Annotated in this window: 17 protein-coding genes and 1 pseudogene; 11 read left to right on the top strand and 7 right to left on the bottom strand. The window is 69.6% G+C overall.

Features of this window, described 5'->3' with window-relative positions; translation table 11 throughout:
- Positions 1-92 precede the first annotated feature (92 nt).
- From AAFF32_RS16345 to AAFF32_RS16300, 10 genes and pseudogenes are all read left to right on the top strand, one after another.
- Positions 93-701 carry a DUF1318 domain-containing protein gene (locus AAFF32_RS16345; RefSeq protein WP_254200510.1) on the top strand — a complete coding sequence of 203 codons (609 nt, stop codon included), beginning with the start codon at positions 93-95 and terminating at the stop codon, positions 699-701.
- Between the two features lie 102 nt (positions 702-803).
- Positions 804-2,144: a 23S rRNA (uracil(1939)-C(5))-methyltransferase RlmD gene (rlmD, locus tag AAFF32_RS16340; protein WP_342317296.1), complete on the top strand. Its 1,341-nt coding sequence runs from the start codon at positions 804-806 to the stop codon at positions 2,142-2,144.
- Positions 2,145-2,398: 254 nt separating this feature from the next.
- Entirely contained in the window at positions 2,399-2,914 is a 516-nt protein-coding gene (locus AAFF32_RS16335; protein ID WP_216962336.1) for a CYTH domain-containing protein, read from the top strand.
- Between the two features lie 40 nt (positions 2,915-2,954).
- The gene (locus AAFF32_RS16330) at positions 2,955-3,650 is read left to right on the top strand and encodes a DsbA family oxidoreductase (protein WP_342317295.1); all 696 of its coding nucleotides are present in this window, start codon (positions 2,955-2,957) and stop codon (positions 3,648-3,650) included.
- A 106-nt stretch (positions 3,651-3,756) separates the two neighbouring features.
- Complete coding sequence (gene nagZ / locus AAFF32_RS16325) at positions 3,757-4,752, top strand: beta-N-acetylhexosaminidase (RefSeq protein WP_216962335.1); 996 nt, start codon at positions 3,757-3,759, stop codon at positions 4,750-4,752.
- Positions 4,752-5,321 carry a hypoxanthine-guanine phosphoribosyltransferase gene (locus tag AAFF32_RS16320; protein ID WP_216962332.1) on the top strand — a complete coding sequence of 190 codons (570 nt, stop codon included), beginning with the start codon at positions 4,752-4,754 and terminating at the stop codon, positions 5,319-5,321. Before nagZ ends, AAFF32_RS16320 begins: the two co-directional genes overlap by 1 nt.
- Before the next feature lie 4 nt (positions 5,322-5,325).
- Positions 5,326-6,090, top strand: coding sequence for an S-methyl-5'-thioinosine phosphorylase (locus AAFF32_RS16315; protein WP_342315772.1), 765 nt, complete (start codon positions 5,326-5,328; stop codon positions 6,088-6,090).
- 96 nt (positions 6,091-6,186) lie between these two features.
- On the top strand, positions 6,187-6,393 hold the full coding sequence (locus AAFF32_RS16310; protein ID WP_115842987.1) for a cold-shock protein: 207 nt from the start codon (positions 6,187-6,189) through the stop codon (positions 6,391-6,393).
- Between the two features lie 102 nt (positions 6,394-6,495).
- A pseudogene (locus AAFF32_RS16305) lies at positions 6,496-7,753 on the top strand (NAD(P)/FAD-dependent oxidoreductase).
- Positions 7,754-7,803: 50 nt separating this feature from the next.
- Positions 7,804-9,459, top strand: a complete 1,656-nt coding sequence (locus AAFF32_RS16300) for an acyl-CoA dehydrogenase family protein (RefSeq protein ID WP_342315771.1) — start codon at positions 7,804-7,806, stop codon at positions 9,457-9,459.
- On the opposite strand, the gene AAFF32_RS16295 is transcribed toward AAFF32_RS16300, so the two are convergent.
- From AAFF32_RS16295 to AAFF32_RS16280, 4 genes are all read right to left on the bottom strand, one after another.
- A complete protein-coding gene (locus AAFF32_RS16295) occupies positions 9,456-11,216 on the bottom strand; it encodes an ABC transporter transmembrane domain-containing protein (RefSeq protein ID WP_216962321.1) in 1,761 nt (586 codons plus the stop codon). The genes AAFF32_RS16300 and AAFF32_RS16295 overlap by 4 nt on opposite strands.
- A gap of 99 nt (positions 11,217-11,315) precedes the next feature.
- Positions 11,316-11,900, bottom strand: coding sequence for a YigZ family protein (locus AAFF32_RS16290; protein WP_216962318.1), 585 nt, complete (start codon positions 11,898-11,900; stop codon positions 11,316-11,318).
- Positions 11,897-12,919: a hypothetical protein gene (locus AAFF32_RS16285; protein ID WP_216962315.1), complete on the bottom strand. Its 1,023-nt coding sequence runs from the start codon at positions 12,917-12,919 to the stop codon at positions 11,897-11,899. The genes AAFF32_RS16290 and AAFF32_RS16285 overlap by 4 nt, the downstream gene beginning before the upstream one ends.
- A complete protein-coding gene (locus AAFF32_RS16280) occupies positions 12,916-13,470 on the bottom strand; it encodes an RNA polymerase sigma factor (RefSeq protein ID WP_342315770.1) in 555 nt (184 codons plus the stop codon). The genes AAFF32_RS16285 and AAFF32_RS16280 overlap by 4 nt, the downstream gene beginning before the upstream one ends.
- Before the next feature lie 196 nt (positions 13,471-13,666).
- Between AAFF32_RS16280 and AAFF32_RS16275 the strand changes: the two genes are divergently transcribed.
- Positions 13,667-16,552, top strand: a complete 2,886-nt coding sequence (locus AAFF32_RS16275; protein ID WP_342315769.1) for an EAL domain-containing protein — start codon at positions 13,667-13,669, stop codon at positions 16,550-16,552.
- A gap of 210 nt (positions 16,553-16,762) precedes the next feature.
- On the opposite strand, the gene AAFF32_RS16270 is transcribed toward AAFF32_RS16275, so the two are convergent.
- The 3 genes from AAFF32_RS16270 to xseA form a co-directional block, all read right to left on the bottom strand.
- Positions 16,763-18,235 carry a VWA domain-containing protein gene (locus AAFF32_RS16270; RefSeq protein ID WP_342317294.1) on the bottom strand — a complete coding sequence of 491 codons (1,473 nt, stop codon included), beginning with the start codon at positions 18,233-18,235 and terminating at the stop codon, positions 16,763-16,765.
- Positions 18,236-18,593: 358 nt separating this feature from the next.
- On the bottom strand, positions 18,594-20,063 hold the full coding sequence (locus AAFF32_RS16265) for an aldehyde dehydrogenase family protein (RefSeq protein WP_216962307.1): 1,470 nt from the start codon (positions 20,061-20,063) through the stop codon (positions 18,594-18,596).
- Between the two features lie 221 nt (positions 20,064-20,284).
- Positions 20,285-21,634 carry an exodeoxyribonuclease VII large subunit gene (gene xseA / locus AAFF32_RS16260; RefSeq protein ID WP_342315768.1) on the bottom strand — a complete coding sequence of 450 codons (1,350 nt, stop codon included), beginning with the start codon at positions 21,632-21,634 and terminating at the stop codon, positions 20,285-20,287.
- Positions 21,635-21,819 lie beyond the last annotated feature (185 nt).

Raw genomic sequence — 21,819 nt, 5'->3', positions numbered from 1 at the left:
ATCATCGTTAAGTCATAGACAGCAATCGTCGGCTTCGGCCGAAGCGCGTTCCGAGGAGAATCGATATGCGTCGTTGGATGGGAAGTCGTTGGATGGGCGTTCCGGTCGCGGCCGTGGCGCTTACTGCCTGCGTCACGATCAATGTGTACTTCCCGGCCGCGGAGGCCAAGGAAGCGGCCCGCGAGTTCGTCGAGAAGGTCATCGGCGACGACGCGCAGCCGGCGCCCAAGTCGCAGGACAAGCCGGGCGGGCAGAGCGCCGCATTGCCCGCGCCGCAGCGCGCGCTGGCTTCGCGCATCGACTGGTATGCGCTGGTCGGCATCGGCAGCGCGTACGCGCAGGACCAGCCGGACATCACGATCAAGACGCCGGCGATCCAGGCGATCCAGTCGCGCATGGCCTCGCGTTTCGACAGCCAGCTGCATGCGCATTTCGACAGCGGTGCATTGGGGTTCGCCAACGACGGCACCGTCGACGTGCGCGATGCGTCCAAGATCCCGCTGCCGCAGCGCGTTGCCGTGAACCAGGCCGTGTCCGACCAGAACCGCGACGCCAAGGCCGTGTATCGCGAGATCGCGGTGGCCAACAACCATCCCGAATGGGAGCAGCAGATCCGCGCGGTGTTCACGCGCCAGTGGGCCGACAGTGCCCGTTCGGGCTGGTGGGTGCAGGACGCCGGCGGCGGCTGGCGCCAGAAGTAAGCCAGCCCGGCCCCTCTCCCGTCTCGCGGGAGAGGGGCAAAGCAAGGCAGGGCCGGACGGCGGGCCGGATCTGCGACAATACGCGGCCCAGTTCAGCAGTACCTGCCAGCCGCTGTGGCCCGCATCGACCAGACCCCCTTCGAAATCCAGATCACCGATCTCACCCATGACGGCCGCGGCGTAGCCCGCCGTCCGGACGGCAAGGCGGTGTTCGTTGCCGGCGCATTGCCGGGCGAGCGCGTCATGGCCTCGCAGACCGGCCGCCACCGCAGCTTCGACGAAGCCAAGACCGTGGAAGTGCTCGACGCCGCGCCCGAGCGCGTGACGCCGCGTTGCGCCCACTTCGGCGTGTGCAGCGGCTGTGCCTTGCAGCACTTCGACGAGGAAAAGCAGATCCTCGCCAAGCAGCGCGTGCTGATGGAGAACTTCGAGCGCATCGGCCACATCGCGCCCGAGCGCGTGCTGTCGCCGCTCACCGACGCGCAGTGGGGTTACCGCCGCAAGGGCCGGTTCTCGGTGCGCCGCGTGGAGAAGAAGGACAAGACGCTGGTCGGTTTCCGCGAGACCGATCCGCGCTTCGTCGCCGACATCCGCGAATGCCACACGGTGATCCCGCAGATCGCCTCCAAACTGCCGGACCTGTCCGCGCTGGTCGACAGCCTGCAGGCGCGGCGCGAGATCCCGCAGATCGAGTTCATCGCCGGCGATGCGCAGGAGGATTTCAGCGGCATCGCCCTGACGATCCGCCACCTGGTTCCGCTGGTCGACAGCGATCGCGATGCACTGGTCGCGTTCGGCAAGCAGCACGGCTTCGCGATCTTCCTGCAACCCGGCGGCGTGGACAGCGTGCACGCGCTGTGGCCGGAGTCGCCGAAGTTGGCGTTCTCGCTGCCGCAGTGGAACCTGGAATACCTGTTCCGTCCGCTGGATTTCATCCAGGTCAACGCCGGCCTCAACGGCAAGATGATCCAGCTGGCGATCGATCTGCTCGACCCGAAGCCGGAAGACCGTGTGCTCGACCTGTTCGCGGGCCTGGGCAACTTCACCCTGCCACTGGCGCGCCAGGTGCGCGAGGTGGTGGGCGTGGAAGGCGAGGCCGGACTCGTGCGCCGCGCGCGCGAGAACGCCGAGCACAACGGCATCGCCAATGCCGAATTCCATGCGGCCGACCTAGCCAAGGACCTCAGCGGCGAATACTGGATGAAGCAGCCCTTCGACAAGCTGCTGCTCGATCCGCCGCGTTCGGGCGCCGACGCCGTGCTCGCGCAGCTGCCGCTGAAACAATTCGACCGCATCGTCTACGTGAGCTGCCACCCGGCGTCGCTCGCGCGCGACGCGGGATTCCTGGTGAAGGAGCGCGGTTGGAAGCTGAAGGCCGCGGGTGTGATGGACATGTTCCCGCATACGGCGCATGTGGAGTCGATTGCGTTGTTCGAGCGCTGAGGCGGGGCGGGCGAGCGGTCACGCAGGCAAGTCACGCAAACAATTCGTCATGCAAGTAGGCCGTCATCTAAATAAGCCGTCATTCCCGCGAAGGCGGGAATCCACGCTTGCTGGCCTCACCGCTTCCGGGAGCCGGGATCGCGCCGGACAGTTGGATTCCCGCCTTCGCGGGAATGACGCCAACAAGCGATAGGCTTCATCACGAATCACGAATCACGAATCACGAATCACGAATCACGAATCACGAGTTCGCCATGGCCCTCGAAATCGAACGCAAATTCCTGGTCACCGGCGACGGCTGGCGCGCGGCGGCGCACAAGGTCGTGCCGATGGCGCAGGGCTACATCAACGACCAGAAGGCGATGGACTCCGGCGCGATGAAAGCCTCGGTGCGCGTGCGCATCGCGGGCGACGAAGCCTTCCTCAACCTCAAGTCGCGCGAGCTCGGCCACACGCGGCAGGAGTTCGACTACGCCGTCCCCGTCGCCGACGCCCGCGCGCTGCTCGAGCTGTGTGTCGGCGGGCTGGTCGACAAGCGCCGTCATTACGTCGAGCACGAAGGCCACCTGTGGGAGGTCGACGAATTCCTCGGCGACAACGCCGGGCTCGTCGTCGCGGAGATCGAGTTGGCCAGCGCCGACGAAGCCTTCGCGCGGCCGTCGTGGATCGGCGCGGAAGTCACCGACGCCTCGCGTTACTACAACCTCGCGCTGGCGACCCGCCCGTACTCGCAGTGGAACGCGGACGAGCGCGCCGGCACGGTTGCATAACCGGCCCGGGCCCCATCTTTCGCCCATGGAAACGACACCTTTGCGCATCGACATATGGTCCGACGTGGTCTGTCCCTGGTGCTGGATCGGCAAGCATCGACTGGGTGAAGCGCTGCGGCAGCTTGGCGAGGTGGGGCAGAACGCCGAGATCCACTGGCATGCCTACCAGCTCGATCCGGAATCCGACGAAACCCCGGTGCCGTTGCGCCAGGCCTACGAGCGGAAGTTCGGCGGTGCGCAGCGCACCGAGCAGATCCTGTCGCAGACGCAGGCCACCGGCCGCGCGGAAGGACTGCCGTTCGATTTCGATCGTGGCCAGGTGCGCGTGAGCACGCTCAAGGCGCATCGGCTGATCTGGCTGGCCGGTCGCGAAGGCGATGCGGACAAGGTCGGCGAAGCGCTGTTCCGCGCGCACTTCGCTGAAGGGCGCAACCTGGCCGACACCCGCACGCTCATCGACGCGGGTGCCCAGGGCGGGCTGGACGAGGCGCGCATTCGCGCGATGCTCGACTCCGACGAGGGCATCGCCGAGGTGCGCGCGCAGCTCGGACAGGCGCAGGCGCTGGGCATCCAGGCCGTGCCGACGTTCGTCTTCGACGGACGCCTGGCCGTGCAGGGCGCGCAGACGCCGGCGGTGTTCGCGCAGGTGTTCGAGCGGCTCGGCCTGGAAGCGAAGCCGGCCGAAGGCCAGGCGGTATCAGGTGGGACCTGCGGCCCCGACGGCTGCGCGGTCTGAGCGCGGCTTCACGCTACCGCGACGCGGTCGGATGCCCGTCGCGGGCATCTGCGCCACAATGCGGGGCCGCACCCAACGTGCGGCCCCTTTTTTCGGAGTTTTCCGCATGCTCGTGATCGGCGTCGCCGGCACCGAACTTTCCGCGCAGGAGCGCGACTGGCTGCAGCATGACGCCTGCGCCGGCGTGATCCTGTTCAGCCGCAACTTCGCGTCGAAGGCGCAGGTGGCGGAGCTGTCCCAGGCGATCCGCGCGGCCGCGCCGCGCCCGCAACTCATCTGCGTCGACCAGGAGGGCGGTCGTGTGCAGCGCTTCCGCGACGGCTACAGCGCGCTGCCGCCGCTGGAGGGTTTTGGCCGTCGTTACGCCGCCGATGCCGAGGCCGCACTCAAGCTCGCCGAAGAACACGCCTGGCTGATGGCCAAGGAAGTGCTCGCCAGCGGCGTGGACCTGAGCTTCGCGCCGGTGGTGGACCTGGGCCGCGGCAATCTCGCCATCGGCAACCGCGCGTTCTCGGAGGATCCGGCCGTCGTGGCCGCCTTCACCCGTGCCTACGTGCGCGGCATGCACGGCGCGGGCATGGCCGCCACGCTCAAGCATTTCCCGGGGCACGGATCGGTCAAGGCCGACACGCATTTCGACGACGCGGTCGATCCGCGTTCGCTGGAGGAGCTGCGCGCGACCGACCTCGTCCCCTTCGTCGCCGGCATCGAGGCCAAGGCCGACGCGGTGATGATGGCGCACGTGAAGTACCCGGCCGTCTCGGACGAGCCGGCGGGTTATTCCAGGCGCTGGATCGAAGAGATCCTGCGCGGCGAGATGGGCTTCCGGGGCGTGGTCTTCAGCGACGACATCGGCATGAAGGCGGCGTTCTCCGCAGGCGGCGTGAAAGCGCGCATCGACGCGCACTATGACGCCGGCTGCGATGCGGTGCTGGTCTGCCATCCGCAGCTCGTCGAGGAATCGCTGGCGGCCGTGCAGGACCGCAAGCTCAACACGATGGCGCTGGCCGGCCTGATCGGCCGCGGCGCCATGGGATGGGATGGATTGCTGGCCGACGCGCGCTACGACGCCGCTCGCAACCGGCAGGAAGGACTGGCCTGATGGAAACCGTTTCGAACACGCACGACCTGGCCGCGGCGCTGGCCAACTCCGATGTCATCTTTGATCGCGCCACGCTGGAGCGGGCGATCGCGCGGATGGCTTCCGAGATGAAGACCGACTACCGCAACGACGACGTGCCGGTGTACCTCACGATCATGCACGGCGGCCTGCCGTTCGCCGCGCAGCTGGCGATGGAGCTGGGCGCGCTGGGGCAGGACCTGGAGTTCGATTACCTGCACGCCACGCGCTACCGCGGTGCGACCTCCGGCGGCGAACTGGTGTGGAAGCACCGGCCGGCCACGAAGCTCAAAGGTCGCCGCGTGCTGCTGGCCGACGACATCCTGGACGAGGGCCACACGCTCGCGGCGATCCGCGACTGGTGCCTGGAGCAGGGCGCGCGCGACGTGCGCATCGCCGCGCTGGCCGTGAAGAAGCACGACCGCTGCGTGGAAGGCGTGTGCGCCGATTACGTCGGCGTGGAAGTGCCGGACCGCTACGTGTTCGGCTACGGCATGGACTACCACGAGCAGGGCCGCAACCTGCCGGCGATCTACGCACTGAAGGATTGAACCGATGAGCGACATCGCCCTGGCCGTCATCGGCGGCACCGGCCTGTACAAGCTGGCCGACCTGCAGGACGTGGAGACGCACCAGCCCGACACGCGCTTCGGCGCGCCGTCCGGGCCGATCCGCGTCGGCACCCTCGACGGGCATCGTGTGGCGTTCCTGGCCCGCCATGGCGAAGGCCATTCGCTGCCGCCGCACAAGATCAACTACCGCGCCAACCTGGCCGCGCTGCAGGCGCTGGGCGCGACGCAGGTGCTTGCGCTCAATACGGTGGGCGGCATCACCGAGCGGTTCGGCCCGCGTGTGCTGGCCTGCCCGGACCAGCTGATCGACTACACCTGGGGCCGTGTCTCCACGATCTGCGAGGAGCCCGGCACTGAAGTGCTGCATGTCGACTTCGGCGAGCCGTACACGCGTTCGCTCCGCGAGGCGGTGGTTGCGGCGGCGGCCACGGCCGGCGTCGACCTGGTCGCCGACGGTTGCTACGGGGCGACCCAAGGGCCGCGTCTGGAGACTCGCGCGGAGATCGCCCGCATGCGCCGCGACGGCTGCGATCTGGTCGGCATGACCGGCATGCCCGAGGCCGGACTGGCCCGCGAACTGGGCCTGGACTACGCCTGCCTGGCCATCGTCGCGAACTGGGCGGCTGGCGCCGGACCCGACCCGGACGAGGTCATCACCCTCCAGGATGTCTTAGACAATGTCGCAGCCGCCTCGTCGGGCCTGCCACGCCTCCTGTCGGCCCTGCTCGGGACACGTGTCAAAAGATGATTGTCAAGGCGGCGTTCAGTTTGCATACTCGACCCGCGCCCCGGATCGCATCCGCGTCGGTGCGCGACTCGCATCCAGCATGAGGTTGACAAGGACATGCAGTACGGCACCGTGAAGTGGTTCAACGACGCCAAGGGCTTTGGGTTCATTTCTCCCGAAGATGGCAGCGCAGATGTGTTCGCGCACTTCTCCGCAATCAACGCCAAGGGCTTTCGCAGCCTGCAGGAAGGCCAGCGCGTGAGCTACGAGCTTACGCAGGGCCCGAAGGGCGCCCAGGCGTCCAACATCAACGTGGTGGCGTGATCCCGAAGGGGATCCCGCACTGCGGCGATTCAAAGGCCCCGCGTCGCGGGGCCTTTTTTATGCGCCGCTGATCCGAGCAGCGTCCTTTCGACCGGAGTCGCCGTGTCTGCATCCAGACCGCTTCGCATCGGCATCGTCGGCTATGGCACCGCGGGGCAGGCGTCCGCGCTGCTGCTGACCGCGGACGGCCATCGCGTCGAGGTCTTCGAGCGCGCACCGCAGCTCGGCCCCGTGGGCGCCGGCTTCCTGCTCCAGCCGACGGGCTTGGCGGTGTTGTGGGAGCTGGGGCTGCTCGACGCCGCACTCGCGCACGGCGCCCGCGTGGGCCGTCTGTTCGGCGAGACCGTCGCCGGCCGCGCCGTCATGGACATGCGTTATCGCGAACTCGATCCGTGCCTGTTCGGTCTGGGCATGCAGCGCGGCGCGCTGTTCGGCCTGCTCGACGAGGCCTGGCGGGATGGCCGCTCCGTGCACTGTGGCCGACGGATCGTCGAGATGGATGCCGAGTGCGGTCTCCTGCGCGACGAGCACGGCGAGGAACACGGCGCGTTCGACCTGGTGATCGTGGCCGACGGCGCGGCGTCGGCGCTGCGCAGTTCGGTGGCCGCGCCGGCATTGGATCGACCGTACCCGTGGGGCGCGCAGTGGTGCCTGGTTGCGCAGCGCGACTGGGGCTTCGTCGACGAACTGCGCCAGCGCTACGTCGGTGCGCGGCGGATGGCGGGCATGCTGCCGGTCGGCACCCGGCCGGGTGATCCCACGCCGCGGCTGAGCTTCTTCTGGAGTCTGCCGACGGCCGACCTGCCGGCAGCGGGCGAAGACGAGGCCGCGTGATGTCGCCGAGGTCTGGCCCGAGGCGGCGGCCTTGTTGCGCGACACCGCCGTGCCGGGCGGACTCGCGCAGGCGCGCTATCGCGATACCGTGCAGCGCCGCTGGCACCGCGGCCGCGCGGCGCTGATGGGCGATGCCGCCCACGCGATGAGCCCGCAGCTGGGGCAGGGCGTGAACATGGCGCTGGCCGACGCGTTGGCGCTGCGCGACGCCCTGCCCGACGCCTTCGCCGCCTACGAGCGCCGCCGTCGCGATCACCTGGGCATCTACCACTTCTGGAGCCGCTGGCTCACGCCGCTGTTCCAGTCCGAACGAGACCGCCTGGCGGCGATGCGCGACCGCGTCTTCCATCCCATGTCGCGCCTGCCCGGCGGGCGAGGGCAGATGCTGCGCGTGCTCACCGGCACGCGCCGGGGCTGGTTGGGCACTTACGCGATGGCCCCGGCGTTCATCGACGCCCTGTCCGAACGCGCGCCTCGCAGTTCCCAACACCCGGCCACCGACCGCCCGGGCGGCGAAATCGCGTAGCCCTCGGTAACGGGGGCCTAGAATCGGTCGATCCCTCGCCGGAGTCGCCGATGGAACCGTTGCCGCCGTTCGTCACGCACCGCGTGGACAACCAGCCGCCGGAGTTCGCCCCGCGCGATCTGTGGCGCGACGACGCCGCGTTGCGCGAGGCGGTCGTGCGCGAAGGCGGCGGCGACTTCGCCGATGCGCTGGCGACCTACGGCGCCCTCGCCGGCGACGAGGTCTACCGGCTGAGCTTCGACGCGCATCGCGACCGCCCGCGCCTGCGCACCCACGACCGCTTCGGCCAGCGCATCGACCTGGTCGAATTCCATCCCAACTACCACCGCATCATGCAGGTGGCGATCGAGCACGGCGTGGCGGGGCTGTCGTGGTCGCAACTGCGGCCGGGTTCGCACATCGCGCGCGCGGCGTTGAGCTACCTCCACCACCAGGTCGAGCCGGGCACCAGTTGTCCGCTGACGATGACGCATGCCGCAATCCCCGTGCTGCGCCACGCGCCGGAGCTGTCGGGATGGGAAACCAAGGCGGTGTCGCCGTTCTACGACCCGCGCGACCTCCCCAGCGAAGACAAGCTCGGCGTGACGCTCGGCATGGGCATGACCGAGAAGCAGGGCGGCAGCGACGTGCGCGCCAACCGCACCGTCGCCACGCCACTGGCCGCGGAAAACGAATACCGGCTGGTCGGTCACAAGTGGTTCTTCTCAGCGCCGATGTCCGACGCCTTCCTCGTCCTGGCGCAGGCGCCGGGCGGACTGAGCTGCTTCCTGATGCCGCGCTGGACGCCCGACGGTGCGAAGAACGCCTTCGCGCTGATGCGCCTGAAGGACAAGCTCGGCGACTGGTCCAACGCCTCGTCCGAGGTGGAGTTCATGGACGCCTGGGCGTACCGCATCGGCGAGGAAGGACGCGGCGTGGCGACGATCCTCGAAATGGTGATGCTCACCCGCCTGGACTGCATGCTCGGCGCGGCCGCAGAGATGCGCATGGCGCTGGCGCAGGCGATGCACCACACGCACCACCGCGCGACGTTCGGCAAGCCGCTGGCCGATCACGCGCTGATGCGCAACGTGCTGGCCGACCTGGCGGTCGAAGCCGAGGCGGCGATCGTGTTGGCGATGCGGGTGGCGCGGGCGGTGGATCGCGCGCCGTACGACGCACAGGAAGCGGCGTTCGCGCGCATCGCCACCGCTGTCGGCAAGTACTGGGTGTGCCGGCGCGCGCCGGGCTTCGTCAACGAAGCGCAGGAATGCCTGGGCGGTGCGGGCTACATCGAGGAATCGATGCTGCCGCGCCTGTACCGTCAGGCGCCGCTGAACTCGATCTGGGAAGGCAGCGGCAACATCCAATGCCTGGATGTGCTGCGTGCGCTGCAACGCGAGCCGCAGACAGGCCAGGCGCTGCTGGCCGAACTGGAGGCCGCGCAGCATCTGGATCCGGATTTCGACGCCGAGCTCAACGAACTCCGGCCCGTGCTGGAAGGCCGCGCCACACTGCACGAAGTCGAAGCGCGGCGCTGGGTGGAAGCGCTCGCGATGGCGCTGCAGGCCAGCCTGCTCCTGCGCTCCGACAGCCCGATGGCGGACGCGTTCTGCACCAGCCGAATCGGTGGCGATCACGGCAATGCGTACGGGACCTTGTCGCGGGATTTCGACCTGGGCGCGTTGATGGCGCGTGCGTGGGCGGCGGGAGCCGCCACGACTTAATCGAGGAACTGCAGCTTCGCCAGCTCCGCATACAGCCCGCCTTGGGCAAGCAACTGCTCGTGCGTTCCTTCCGCGATGATGCGGCCGCGGTCCATGACCACGATGCGGTCGGCCTTCAGCACGGTGGCGAGGCGATGCGCGATGACCAGCGTGGTGCGGCCTTCCATCAGCGTTTCCAGCGCCTGCTGCACGGCGCGCTCGCTCTGTGCGTCCAGGGCGCTGGTGGCTTCGTCCAGCAGCAGGATCGGCGCGTCCTTGAGCAGCGCGCGGGCAATGGCGATGCGCTGCTGCTGGCCGCCGGACAGGCGCGCGCCGCGTTCGCCCAGTTCGGTGTCCAGGCGCTGCGGAAGCGCGGCGATGAAGTCCGCGGCGTGCGCGGCCTCGACGGCGTGCTCGACATCGGTGTCGGTCGCATCCAGACGGCCGTAACGGATGTTGTCGCGCGCGCTGGCGGCGAAGATCGTCGGCTGCTGCGGCACCAACGCGATGGATTCGCGCAATGCGGCCAGGTCGAGCTGGCGGATGTCCGCGCCGTCCACGCGGATCGTGCCGGACTGCGGATCGTGGAAGCGCAGCAGCATCGAGAATACGGTGCTCTTGCCGGCGCCGGACGGACCGACCAGCGCCACCGTCTCGCCGGGCTTCACGTGCAGGTCGAAGTCTTCCAGCGCAGGTGCGTCGGGACGCAGCGGGTAGTGGAAGCTCACGTGGTCGAACGACAGCTCGCCGCGCACCGGTAGCGGTAGCGGTGCGGGGTGCGTCGGCGACTGCACGTCGGCGGTCTCGACCAGCAATTCGCTGATGCGGCCCATGCCGCCGGCCGCGCGTTGCAGTTCGTTCCACACTTCCGCCAGCGCGCCGACCGAGCCGCCGCCGATCAGCGCGTACAGCACGAACTGGCCGAGTGTGCCGGCCGTCATTCGGCCGGCGACGACGTCGTGCGCGCCGGACCACAGCACCAATGTGATCGCGCCGAAGATCAGCGTGATGGCGATCGCCGTGACCCACGCCTGCGACTGGATGCGGCGGCGCGCGGTGTTCACCGCTTCCATGAGCGCGGCGCCGAAGCGGCCGAGCTCGTACGGTTCGCGCGCGTGCGCCTGCACGGTGCGGATCGCGCCGAGGGTTTCGTTGGCCAGCGTGTTGGCGTCGGCGACGCGGTCCTGGCTGGCGCGCGACATCTTCTTCAGGCGCCGCCCGCCGATCACGATCGGCAGCACCGCCAGCGGAATGCCGACCAGCGCGAACGCCGCCAGGCGCGGCGCCGTGATGAAGAGCATCGCCAGGCTGCCGATCACCGTGACGAGGCTTCGCAGCGCGACCGACATGCTGGTGCCGACCACGTTGCGCAGCAGCTCCGCGTCGGCGGTGAGGCGCGAGACGAGCTCGCCGCTGCGGTTGCGGTCGTGGAAACCGGCATCGAGGCCGATGAGGTGCGCGTACAGACGCTCGCGCAGGTCGGCGACCACGCGTTCGCCCAGCAGCGAGACGAAGAAGAAGCGCGCCGCCGTCGCCAGCGCCAACGCCACGGCCACGGCGAACAGCAGCAGGAAGGCGCGGTCGATGGCCGCGCCGCCGCCCTGGGCGAAGCCCTGGTCGATCATCGTGCGGAACGCGACCGGCAGGCTCAACGTGGCGGCACTGGACGCGGCGAGCGCGAACAGCCACGCAATGAAGAGCGTGCGGTGCCGGCGGACGAACGGCCACAGCGTGCGCAGGCTGCCGATGGGGGCTTTGGCGGAGGAGGCGTCGGTCATCGAGGGGGCAGTATGAAGGCGGCGGGGCATTCGCGAACGCGAACAAGACCTCGCGGCCGGGTCGGAAGTTTCCGCGCCAGCGCGTAGGAGGTGGACGTTTCAGGTATCGAAGAAGCGCACCCGGTCCCGGGTGGCGTCGCGCAGGCGGACTTTCAAGCCTTCCACGCGATCGGCCGGCATGCGCACATGCAGCCGGGCGCCGTCGGCGTCGAACTGTTCGTCGAGCTTTTCCGCATCGAATTGCGAGATCAGCGCGTGCACCGCGCCGGTTTCGGTGAAGGGGTAGGCGAGGCGGAGGTCCGCGTGGACGATGAGTTCGCGTCGCGCTGCCACGCGCAGGCATTCGGCCGCGCTGCCGCCATAGGCACGCACCAGCCCGCCGGCGCCCAGCTTGATCCCGCCGAACCAGCGCGTGACCACGGCGACCACGCGGTCCAGTCCCTGGCCGTCGATGGCCGCCAGGATCGGTCGCCCGGCGGTGCCGGCCGGTTCGCCGTCGTCGTTGAAACGGTATTCGCTGCCGATGCGGTAGGCCCAGCAGTTGTGCGTGGCCGCCGGATCGCCGACCTGGGCGACGAAGGCCAGCGCCTGCTCGGGCGTGTCCACCGGGGCGGCATGGACGAGGAAACGGCTGTGCTTGACCTCCAGCAGGTGCGAGGTCGGGCCGGCCAGCGTGCTGCTCATCGCGTCGCGGGAGGCTGGGCGAGGGCGCGCAGGTCGCGCGGCACGCGCACATCCGGATGGACCTGGCGGAAGCGCGCCAGACTCGCGCGCGCGCCGTCAATGTCGCCGGTGGCGCGGCGTTCGCGGATGCGTTCGAGCCAGGCCTTGGCTTCGAGTCGGGCATCCTCGTCGAGCGGAATGTCGGCCAGCACCACGGCGGAAATCAGCGAGGCGTCGTTCTTCACGCGGCTGCCGGACACCTCGATGCGATCCAGCGTCGCCGATTCGGCGCTCGCTTTCGCGGCCGCGCGTGATTCGGCGGCGGCCGTCGTCTCGCTGTAGGCCTCTTCCTGGCGTGCCCGTTTCAGGCCGAACGCCTCGCGGCGGGCGGCGTCCGCAGCCGCTTCGCTCGACAGGGCGGCCGGCGGGGCCGGTGCGGCAGGTGCCGCTGCCGCAGGCGCCGACGAGTACGCCGCAGGGGCGGGCGCCTGCATGATGGCCTCGTCGAGGTAGTGGGACTGTTCGTCAGGTCCGACGGTCGCCATGATTTTCGGCGCCGGTGCTGCGGCCGGCATGGGCGGCGGGGCACTGGCGATCGCGGGTGCGGCCTCGCTTCGCGCCGATGCGACTCGGCGCTGGATCGGAGCCGGCTCCAGCGCCCTGGCAACGGCGGCCTCGGCGGGCGGAGGCGGCGCCACGACGGGCTGCTTGCGCTGGATGATCTCGGCCGAAACGTAGGCGACGCCTTCGCTCCGCGCGGGCCTGGGGGCCGGGTCGGACGGCCGAAGCTGCCAGACCACGCCGACCACCAGCACCAGTGCCGCGGCCATGCCTGCGCCCGTGATGAGGCCGCCCGGCAGCGCCGCCAGCCCCAGCCAGCGACGGCGGCGCGACGGCGCAGGCGCCACGGCCGCGTGCGCGGCGGCCAGGATCTTCGCGTCGAGCGCCGCCGACGGGCCGTCGTGCGGACCCAGCCGCGCCAGGCGGTCGGCCAGCGCGCGTTCTTCCGGGCTCAGCGGTTCGTCGTCGAAGCGGTTCATTCGTTCAATCTCGCGCGCAGCTTGTCCATCGCATAGCGAAGCCGCGACTTGACGGTTTCCCGGCCGGCGCCGGTGATGGCGCCGATCTCCTCCAGGCTCAGTTCCTGCTCCAGGCGCAGCAGCACCACTTCGCGCTGCTCGTCAGGTAACTCTTCGATGGCCAGCTGCAGGCGGCGGCGCTGTTCGAACTCGGACAGTTCGCGCTCCGGGCTGGTCGGGTCGGGCACGCGCGCGGCGCGTTCGTCGGCATCGTCCGGCGCGGGCGGGCGGTGCTTCAGGCCGCGCCAATGGTCGCCCAGGCGATTGTGGGCGATGCGGAAGAGCCAGGTCCTGAATGCGGCCTCGGGTTTCCAGCCATGACGGGCGGCGATGACGCGCTGCCAGACGTCCTGGAAGAACTCGTCCGCCAGCGCCGGATCGCGCAGCTGGCGCAGCAGGAAACGGTACAGCGGGCCCCGGTGGCGGGCGTAGAGCAGCTCGAACGACGCCGCGTCGCCGGCCGCCCAGGCCAGCATCAGCACGTCATCGTCGGTGTCCGCACCCGCATTCATGCGCGGCAGCGTACGGGGTGAGGACGCCGGCGTGAAGCGGGCGGGGCCGGGGAAGTCCCATGTTGCGAGGTTCATATTCAGACGAACGGGTCGCAGTTCTGGATGGGGTTGAGCACGCGGGCGAATTGCCGCGCTATCCTGCCCCGTCCACCCAGGGGTCCCTTCCGCAGTGTCCACACGAACCAGGCCAAAGGCCGTGAGAATCGTCGACGCCCGAAGCGGGCGGGACGCGCTCGCGGACACCCTGCAGGAAGCCCTGCCGGCCGGTTCCGAGGTGGCGGTGCTGTGGCGCGACCCCCACGGCGGCGCGGTCGCCGGTTCGGCCTCCATGGGCGCGACCACCGCGCTGGCCAACCGGGCCGAATCGCTGCTCGGACGCGATCCGCTCGGCCAGCATTCCCAGCGCATCGAAGCCTGCTGGACCACCAACGAAGGCGTGCGCGTGGCCATCGCCGCGCAGCTGCCGGCCCCGATCGGCGCGGAAACCCGGACCATGTGGGTGGCGCTGGCGCGAATCGTCATCGGCGCCCACCTCGTCGCCCTGCGCACGCTGGCCCGCGCCGAATCGCTGGAGAAATCCGAGCGCTTGCAGCAGGCGTTGTTCGAGATCGCCGACCTGGCCGGTTCGGACCTGGAACTGGCCGACATGCTGCGCCGGATCCACACCGTCGTCGCCGGCCTGATGTACGCGGCCAACCTGTACATCGTGCTGTACGACGACGTGCGCGACAGCCTGCGCTTCCTGTACTTCGCCGACCAGCGCGACACCTACGTCGCCGAGCCCGAGCGCGACATCCCCATCGAGGAGATGCCCAACAGCGTGACCGTCGCGCTGCTGCGCCACGGCGAGCCGTTGCAGGGCCCTTCCGCGCAGATCCGCGAACGCCTGGGCGTGGCGCGCGACATCCAGCACGGCCCGGACAGCGAGGACTGGCTCGGCGTGCCGATGCGCCGCGATGAGCGCATCTGCGGCGCGATCGTGGTGCAGAGCTACGACCGCCCGGACGTCTACGGCGAAGAGGAACGCGCGCTGCTGGCCTTCGTCGCCCAGCACATCCTCACCGCGCTGGACCGCTTCCACGCGCGCGAGGAACTCGAACGCCGCGTCGAGGAACGCACCCAGGCGCTGCAGCTGAGCAACCGCGACCTGCAGGCGGAGATCATCGAGCGCCAGCGCGCCGAGCGCCTGCAACGCGCGCTGTTCCGCATCGCCGAGCTGTCGATCACCTCCGAGACGCTGGAGCGTTTCTACACGCAGGTGCACGACGTCGTCAGCGACCTGCTGTACGCGCGCAACTTCTACATCGCGCTGCTCACCGAGGACGGCGAGCGGCTGGAATTCCCGTACTCCATCGACGAACGCGACGCCGTGCGCGTGACGCGCAACCTCACCTCGGGCCTGACCGAGTACGTGATCGCGCGCGGCCGCCCGCTGCTGGCCGACCGCAAGCGCATCGCCGCGCTGGAGTCGCAGGGGCTGGTGCGCAGTCGCGGTTCGCTGGCGCATTGCTGGCTCGGCGTGCCGTTGTTCCGCAACGAATCGGTGGTCGGCGTGATCACCGTGCAGAGCTATTCGCCGGCGATCAGCTTCAGCGTGCGCGACCAGGAGCTGCTGACCTTCGTCGCGCACCACATCTCGATCGGCCTGGCGCGCAAGCAGTCGCAGGACCGCCTGGTGTCCGCGCATGCGGAACTCGAGCAGCGCGTGGAATCGCGTACGCGCGAACTCGCGCAGGCCAACGCGGAGCTGCTCTCGCAGATTGGCGAGCGCCTGCGCGTGGAGCAGCAGCTCACCCACCAGGCCACGCACGACGCGCTCACCGGGTTGCCGAATCGCAGCCAGCTGCTGGACCGTCTCTCGCACGCCATCGCGCGTGCACAGAGCGATTCGCAGCGCACCTTCGCGGTGCTGTTCCTCGACCTGGACCGCTTCAAGCTGGTCAACGACTCGGTGGGTCATTCGGCCGGCGACGAACTGCTGATCGAAACCGGACGCCGCATCGTCGACGCCGTGCGCACCGGCGACACCGTGGCGCGCCTGGGCGGCGACGAATACGCGATCCTCATCGAAGACATCGACGGCCCACAGGTGGCCGAAGACCTTGCGCAGCGCGTGCTGCGCGCGCTCGGCGAGCCGTGCTGGATCGCCGGCCGCGAAGTGTTCCCGTCGGCGAGCCTGGGCATCGCCCTGTGGCACCCGCGTTATCGCACCGGTGCCGAGCTGCTGCGCGACGCGGACGCGGCCATGTACCGCGCCAAGTCCGCCGGCCGCGACCGTTGCGCCGTGTTCGACGAGGCCATGCGCGAGGAAGCCGTGCGCATCCTCGACCTGGAAGCCGACCTGCGCCGCGCCATCAACGGCGACGGCTTCGTCGCGTTCTACCAGCCGATCGTGCGCCTGGACGACCATCGCGTGATCGGCCACGAAGCGCTGCTGCGCTGGCGCCACGAGCGCCGCGGACTGCTCACGCCCAGCGAGTTCATCGGCGTGGGCGAAGACAGCGCGCTGATCGAGGAAGTCGACTGGATCCTCTACCGGCAGGTCATGGAGGAGCTGGCGCGCGGTGGCGAGGGTTACATCTCGGTCAACGTCTCGCCGCGGCATTTCCGTTCGTCCGACTTCGCCGACCGCCTTCTGCGCATGATCGACCAGGCCGGCGCGGACCCGCACCGCCTGCGCATCGAGATCACCGAAGTCGCGCTGCTGGACGACGTCCCGCGCGCGTTGCGCATGCTCCGCACCTTGCGCAGCCACGGCGTGCTGGCGCAGCTGGACGACTTCGGCACCGGCTTCTCCGCGTTGTCGTACCTGCACCGTTTCCCGATCGAATGCCTGAAGATCGACCAGAGTTTCGTCTCGGGCCTGGTCGGCGATACGCAGCCTGAAAGCGTGGCGGTGGTGCGCGCGATCCAGGCGCTGGCCGGCACGCTGGGCATCCACACCATCGGCGAAGGGGTGGAGAACGAAGCCCAGCGCGCGACGTTGCGCGAGCTGGGCTGCACTTACGGCCAGGGCTATCTGTTCGGCTATCCGGCCGAGCGCACGAACGTGGTGCCGTTGCGGCTGGCTGTTACGGGCTGAGTTGCGCCTGGGTTAATCGCGGTGCGGACTGCTCGCGCGACTTGATCGACGACTGGGCATCTCTCCCTCTCCCCTTGCGGGAGAGGGACAGGCGCGCAGCGCCAGGGAGAGGGCTGTGGCGCTGCCGCGAAAAGCCGGCCCCTCTCCCTCGCCGCTGCGCGGCGTTTCCCTCTCCCGCTAGGGGAGAGGGAGTGAACGTGCGGCTGTCCGTTACTGCCGGATGCCCACGCGCTCATCGCCCGCGGACTGCTGACGCGCCGCATCCATCAACTGGATCAGCTCCGAACGCTCCCCGCGCGGATCGTCGCCACGCGCGCCAAGTGCCGTGGTGATCATCGCGTCCCAGCTCCAGCCGTCCATGCGCTCGCCGCCGCGCAGCGCGTCGGCGAAGCCCGCGACGGCGCTGGCGAAGCGCAGCGACGGACTCGGTGTACGCGTCAGCGTCGAGGCCAGGATCGGCGTTTCGATCAGGCGGCTGCTGTCCTGCCCCGGCAGCTTGTAGCGCAGGCGCAGGTGGGCCAGTTCGCCCGTGCCGGACTTGTCCGCCTGCGTCGCCTTCGCGCCGTAGCGCAGCGGTTCAATGCGTTGCGCGGCCGAACCGGCCGGCGTGATCTCGTACAGCGCGGTCACCTGATGGCCCGCGCCGATATCGCCCGCGTCGACCTTGTCGTTGGCGAAGTCCTCGCGCTGCAGGATGCGGTTCTCGTAGCCGATCAGCCGGTACTCGGCGACCTGCGCGGGGTTGAACTCCACCTGGATCTTCACGTCGCGCGCGATGGTCAGCAGCGTGCCGCCCATCTGCTGCACCAGCACCTTGCGCGCCTCGCGCACGCTGTCGATGTAGGCGTGGTTGCCGTCGCCGACGTCGGCCAGGCGTTCGGCCATCTCGTCGTTGTAGTTGCCCGTGCCGAATCCGAGCGTAGTCAGCGCGATGCCGCTCTTGCGCTGTTCGGAGACCAGCGTTTCCAGCGCGTTCTGATCCACGGTGCCGACGTTGAAATCGCCGTCGGTGGCGAGGATCACGCGGTTCGCGCCGCCTTCGACGAAACTCTGCTTCGCCATCGCATAGGCCAGGCGGATGCCGTCGCCGCCGTTGGTGCTGCCGCCGGCTTCCAGGCGGTCGAGTGCGGCGAGGATCTCGCCGTGGTGGTCGCCCGGCGTGGGAGGCAGCACGAGTCCGGCGCTGCCGGCGTAGACCACCATCGACACGCGGTCCTGCGCGCGCAGCTGCGGCACCAGCTGGCGCAGCGCCTGCTTCACCAGCGGCAGCTTGTCGGGATCCTGCATCGAGCCGGAGGTGTCGATCAGGAACACCAGGTTCGCCGGTGCCAGCGTCGCCTTGGGAACGTCATAGCCCTTGATGCCGATCATCAGCAGCTGACGCTGCGCGTTCCAGGGCGCGGGTGCGAGTTCGGTGGTGACGCGGAACGGCGTCTCGCGCGTGGTCGGCGCGGGGTGGCCGTAGTCGAAGTAGTTGATGAACTCCTCGGCGCGCACGGCGTCGCTGGGCGGTCGTTCGCCGTCGTTCAACATGCGGCGCACGTTGGCGTAGCTGCCGGTGTCCACGTCGATGGAGAACGTGGAGACGGGCTGCTCGGCGGCGCGCTGCACGGGGTTGTCGGTGCGTTGCGCGTACTTCTCGGTGTTGGCTGGAGCGGCCATCGGAGCCGGGCGTACCAGCATCACCGCAGCGGCCGATTCGCGAAGCGCCATCGGCGCCGGCGGCGAAGCCGGCGGGGCGTACTGGGCCTGGTCGGCGAGCCGGCTGCCGGAGATCTCGACCCGATCCAGCGTCGCCGGCTCCGTCGGCGGCGCAATGGCCTTGGCCTGGCGCTTGTATGCCTCTTCGCGCGTGGCGCGCGCTTCGGCGTCGGCTTGCTGGGCCGGATCGGACGTGCTGCGGCAGCCGGCCAGCGCGGCGATCACCGCAGCGAACAACAGCGTGGGAGCAAGGGTCGTGCGGTTCATCGGCGAACTCCGTGGTTGGGTCGCCGGTAATGAACGCCTGCCCGCGCCAAACGGGGTTGAGGCGATTGGCGGCTCAGCCGACCGGGTCGCGGATCACCAGCAGGCGCGGCTCGGTCATGTCCTCGATGGCGCTGCGCACGCCCTCGCGGCCCAGGCCGGAGTGCTTCACGCCGCCGTAGGGCATGTTGTCGACGCGGAAGCTCGGCACGTCGCCGACGATCACGCCGCCGACCTCCAGCCGGTCCCAGGCGCGCATCGCATGCTCCAGCCGGCCGGTGAAAACGCCGGCCTGCAGGCCGAAGTCGCTGTCGTTGACGCGGTCCAAAGCCTGCTCGAAATCCTCGAACGGCTCCATCAGCGCCACCGGCGCGAACGCCTCCTTGCGATACAGGTCGGCATCGCGCGGCACGTTCTCCAGCAGCGTCGCCGGCACCAGGTTGCGCTGGCGATCACCGCCCACCAGCCGCTTCGCACCGCCCTTGCGCGCGGCGGCGATCCACGACTCCAGGCGCTTGGCGGCGTTCTCGTCGATCATCGGGCCGATGAAGGTCGTCTCCACGCGCGGATCGCCCATGCGCAGCTTCGACACGGCGGCTTTGAGCTTCTTGCGCAGCTTCTCGTACACCGCCGCGTGCGCGTAGATGCGCTGCACGCTGATGCAGCTCTGGCCGCTCTGGTAGTACGCGCCGAACACGAGGCGCTCCACCACATGGTCCAGCGACACGCCCGGATCCTCGTCAACGATGCACGCCGCGTTGCCGCCCAGTTCCAGCGTGACCTTCTTGCGTCCGGCGCGTGCTCTCAGGTCCCAGCCGACCAGTCCGCCGGTGAAGCTGAGCAACGCGACGCGTTCGTCCTCGACCAGCTGCGCGGCGTCGTCGTTGCTGCACGCGAGCACGGAGAACGCGCCCTTGGGCAGGTCGGTCTCGGCGAGCACCTCGGCGATGATGAGCGCGCCGATCGGCGTCTTCTCCGACGGCTTGAGCACGAACGGGCAGCCCGCGGCGATCGCCGGCGCAACCTTGTGCGCGACCAGGTTCAACGGAAAGTTGAACGGCGTGATGAAGCTGCACAGCCCCACCGGAACGCGCTTGACCATGCCGCGATAGCCGCGCGTGCGCGGCGAGATCTGCATTTCGATCACTTCGCCGCCGATGCGCGTGGCCTCACCGGCGGCGATGCGGAAGGTGTCGATCAGGCGCGTGACTTCACCGCGTGCGTCGCGGATGGGCTTGCCGGCTTCGATGCACAGCGCGAGTGCGAGTTCGTCGAAGCGTTCGGTGAAGCGCTGCACGCAGTGTTCGAGCACGTCGCGGCGCGCGTCGGGCGGGAACGCCGCCACCGATTCGCGCGCCTGGTAGCCGGCGACGATGGCCTTGCGCACCGCCGCCGCATCGGCGAGCGCCACGCGCGTGGCTCGCTCGCCGCTGTACTTGTCCAGCACCTCCAGCGCGGTGTTGGCCGCGACCGGACGGTTGGCGAGGTAATAGGGATAGCTCGACTTCAGTCCCTTGCCGGCGCGGTTCTTCTTGTTCTTGGCCATGGTCTGCTCCCGTCAGAACGAGGCGGAAAGGGTAGGCGAGGTTGCGTTACGCGTGGGTCACATGGGCGGTCGCGGCATGCCGCGATCCTGGAGAGCCGTCATTCCCGCGAAGGCGGGAATCCAACTGTCAGGCGCATCATGCATGATCGAGCCGGAACACCGTCGGCGAGTTGGATCCCCGCCTTCGCGGGGATGACAGCTCTGATGCCCGCGTCATCGCCTCAGGCGTTGCCGTCGTGCGGCTCGACCCGCACCGCCAGCTCGCCATCCGTCAACCGTGCCGACAACCGATCGCCCGGCGCCGCATCCAGCACGCTGCGCACGATGCGGCCGTCTTCGTGGCGCAGGATCGAATAGCCGCGCGCGACCGTCGCCAGCGGGCTCACCGCTTCCAGCGAACGCGCCAGCCCGCGCAGGTGCAGCGCCTCGTTCGCCAGGCGACGCACGATGGCCGATTGCGGCCGCTGCGCGAGCGCGGCGAGGCGCTCGCGCAGGCGCGTGATGCGTCGGCGGGGATGCGCGGCGCGCAGCACCGCGTCGGCGTGGCGCAGGCGGGAGCGCTCGTGTTCGAGGCGGCGCTTCCACGCGGCTTCGAGACGACGCAGCGCATCGGCCTGGCGACGCGCGAGCATGTCCAGCCGCGCGCGCGGACGCATCGCGTTCAATCGAAGCGCGGCGCGATCGGTGCGCTGCATGGCCCCGCGCAGTCGCTGCAGTTGCAGGTTGCGCAGGCGCGCGTCGAGCACATGCAGGCGATGCAGGAGATCGTCGCGATTGGGCACCAGCAGCTCGGCGGCGACCGAGGGCGTCGGTGCGCGCACGTCGGCGGCGAAGTCGCTGAGGCTGAAGTCGGTCTCGTGGCCGACGGCGGAGACGATCGGCACGGGCGAAGCCGCGATCGCGCGCGCCAGTCGCTCATCGTTGAACGCCCACAGATCTTCCAGCGAACCGCCACCGCGCGCCAGCACGATCACGTCATAACGCTGCGCGGCGATCGCGCGTTGCAGCATGGCCGTGATCTGCGCCGCCGCGCCGTCGCCCTGCACGGGCACGGGCAGCACGTCGGCCTGGATCAGCGGGAAGCGCCGCGCGAGCACGCTCAGCACGTCGCGCACGGCGGCGCCGGTGGGCGAGGTGATGACCGCGATGCGTCGCGCATAACGCGGCAGTGGCCGCTTGCGTTCGGCGTCGAAGAGTCCTTCGGCGGCGAGCTTGGCCTTGAGTTCATCGAACGCCCGTCGCAGCGCGCCTTCGCCGGCTTCCTCCAGATGGTCGAACACCATCTGGTACTCGCCGCGCGCTTCGTACAGCGTGAGCCGGCCGCGGCCCAGCACGCGCAGGCCCTCGCGCGGCTGGAAACGCAGCCAGCTGCTCTTGGGCCGGAACATCGCGCAGCGCACCTGGGCGCGCGCGTCCTTCAGCGTGAAGTACAGATGGCCGGACGAGGGGCGCGACACGTTGCCCAGCTCGCCCTCGATCCAGATCGAGGGGAAGGCCCCCTCCAGCAGGTCGCGGGCCAGCGTGTTCAGCTGGCTGGGGGTGAGGACGTCGTCGGGGCGCAGGTCGGGCATTGCGGGCGGTGGGGCGAAAACTCCGGCGCCGTCGCTCCGTTGCGCGGGAACGACGAGGGAAGGCGGTGGGGGCGAGCGATGCGGCAGGATACCCGGGATCGCCCCGGATGCATTCACGCGGCGCGGGCATTCACCGAGGGTGGCCCGTCGACGCGGCCTGTCGAAAACCGGTCCCGGCTACAATA

The organism is Lysobacter sp. FW306-1B-D06B (genome assembly GCF_038446665.1).
GTDB lineage: Bacteria > Pseudomonadota > Gammaproteobacteria > Xanthomonadales > Xanthomonadaceae > Lysobacter_J.
This window is presented reverse-complemented; position numbering and strand designations above follow the sequence as displayed.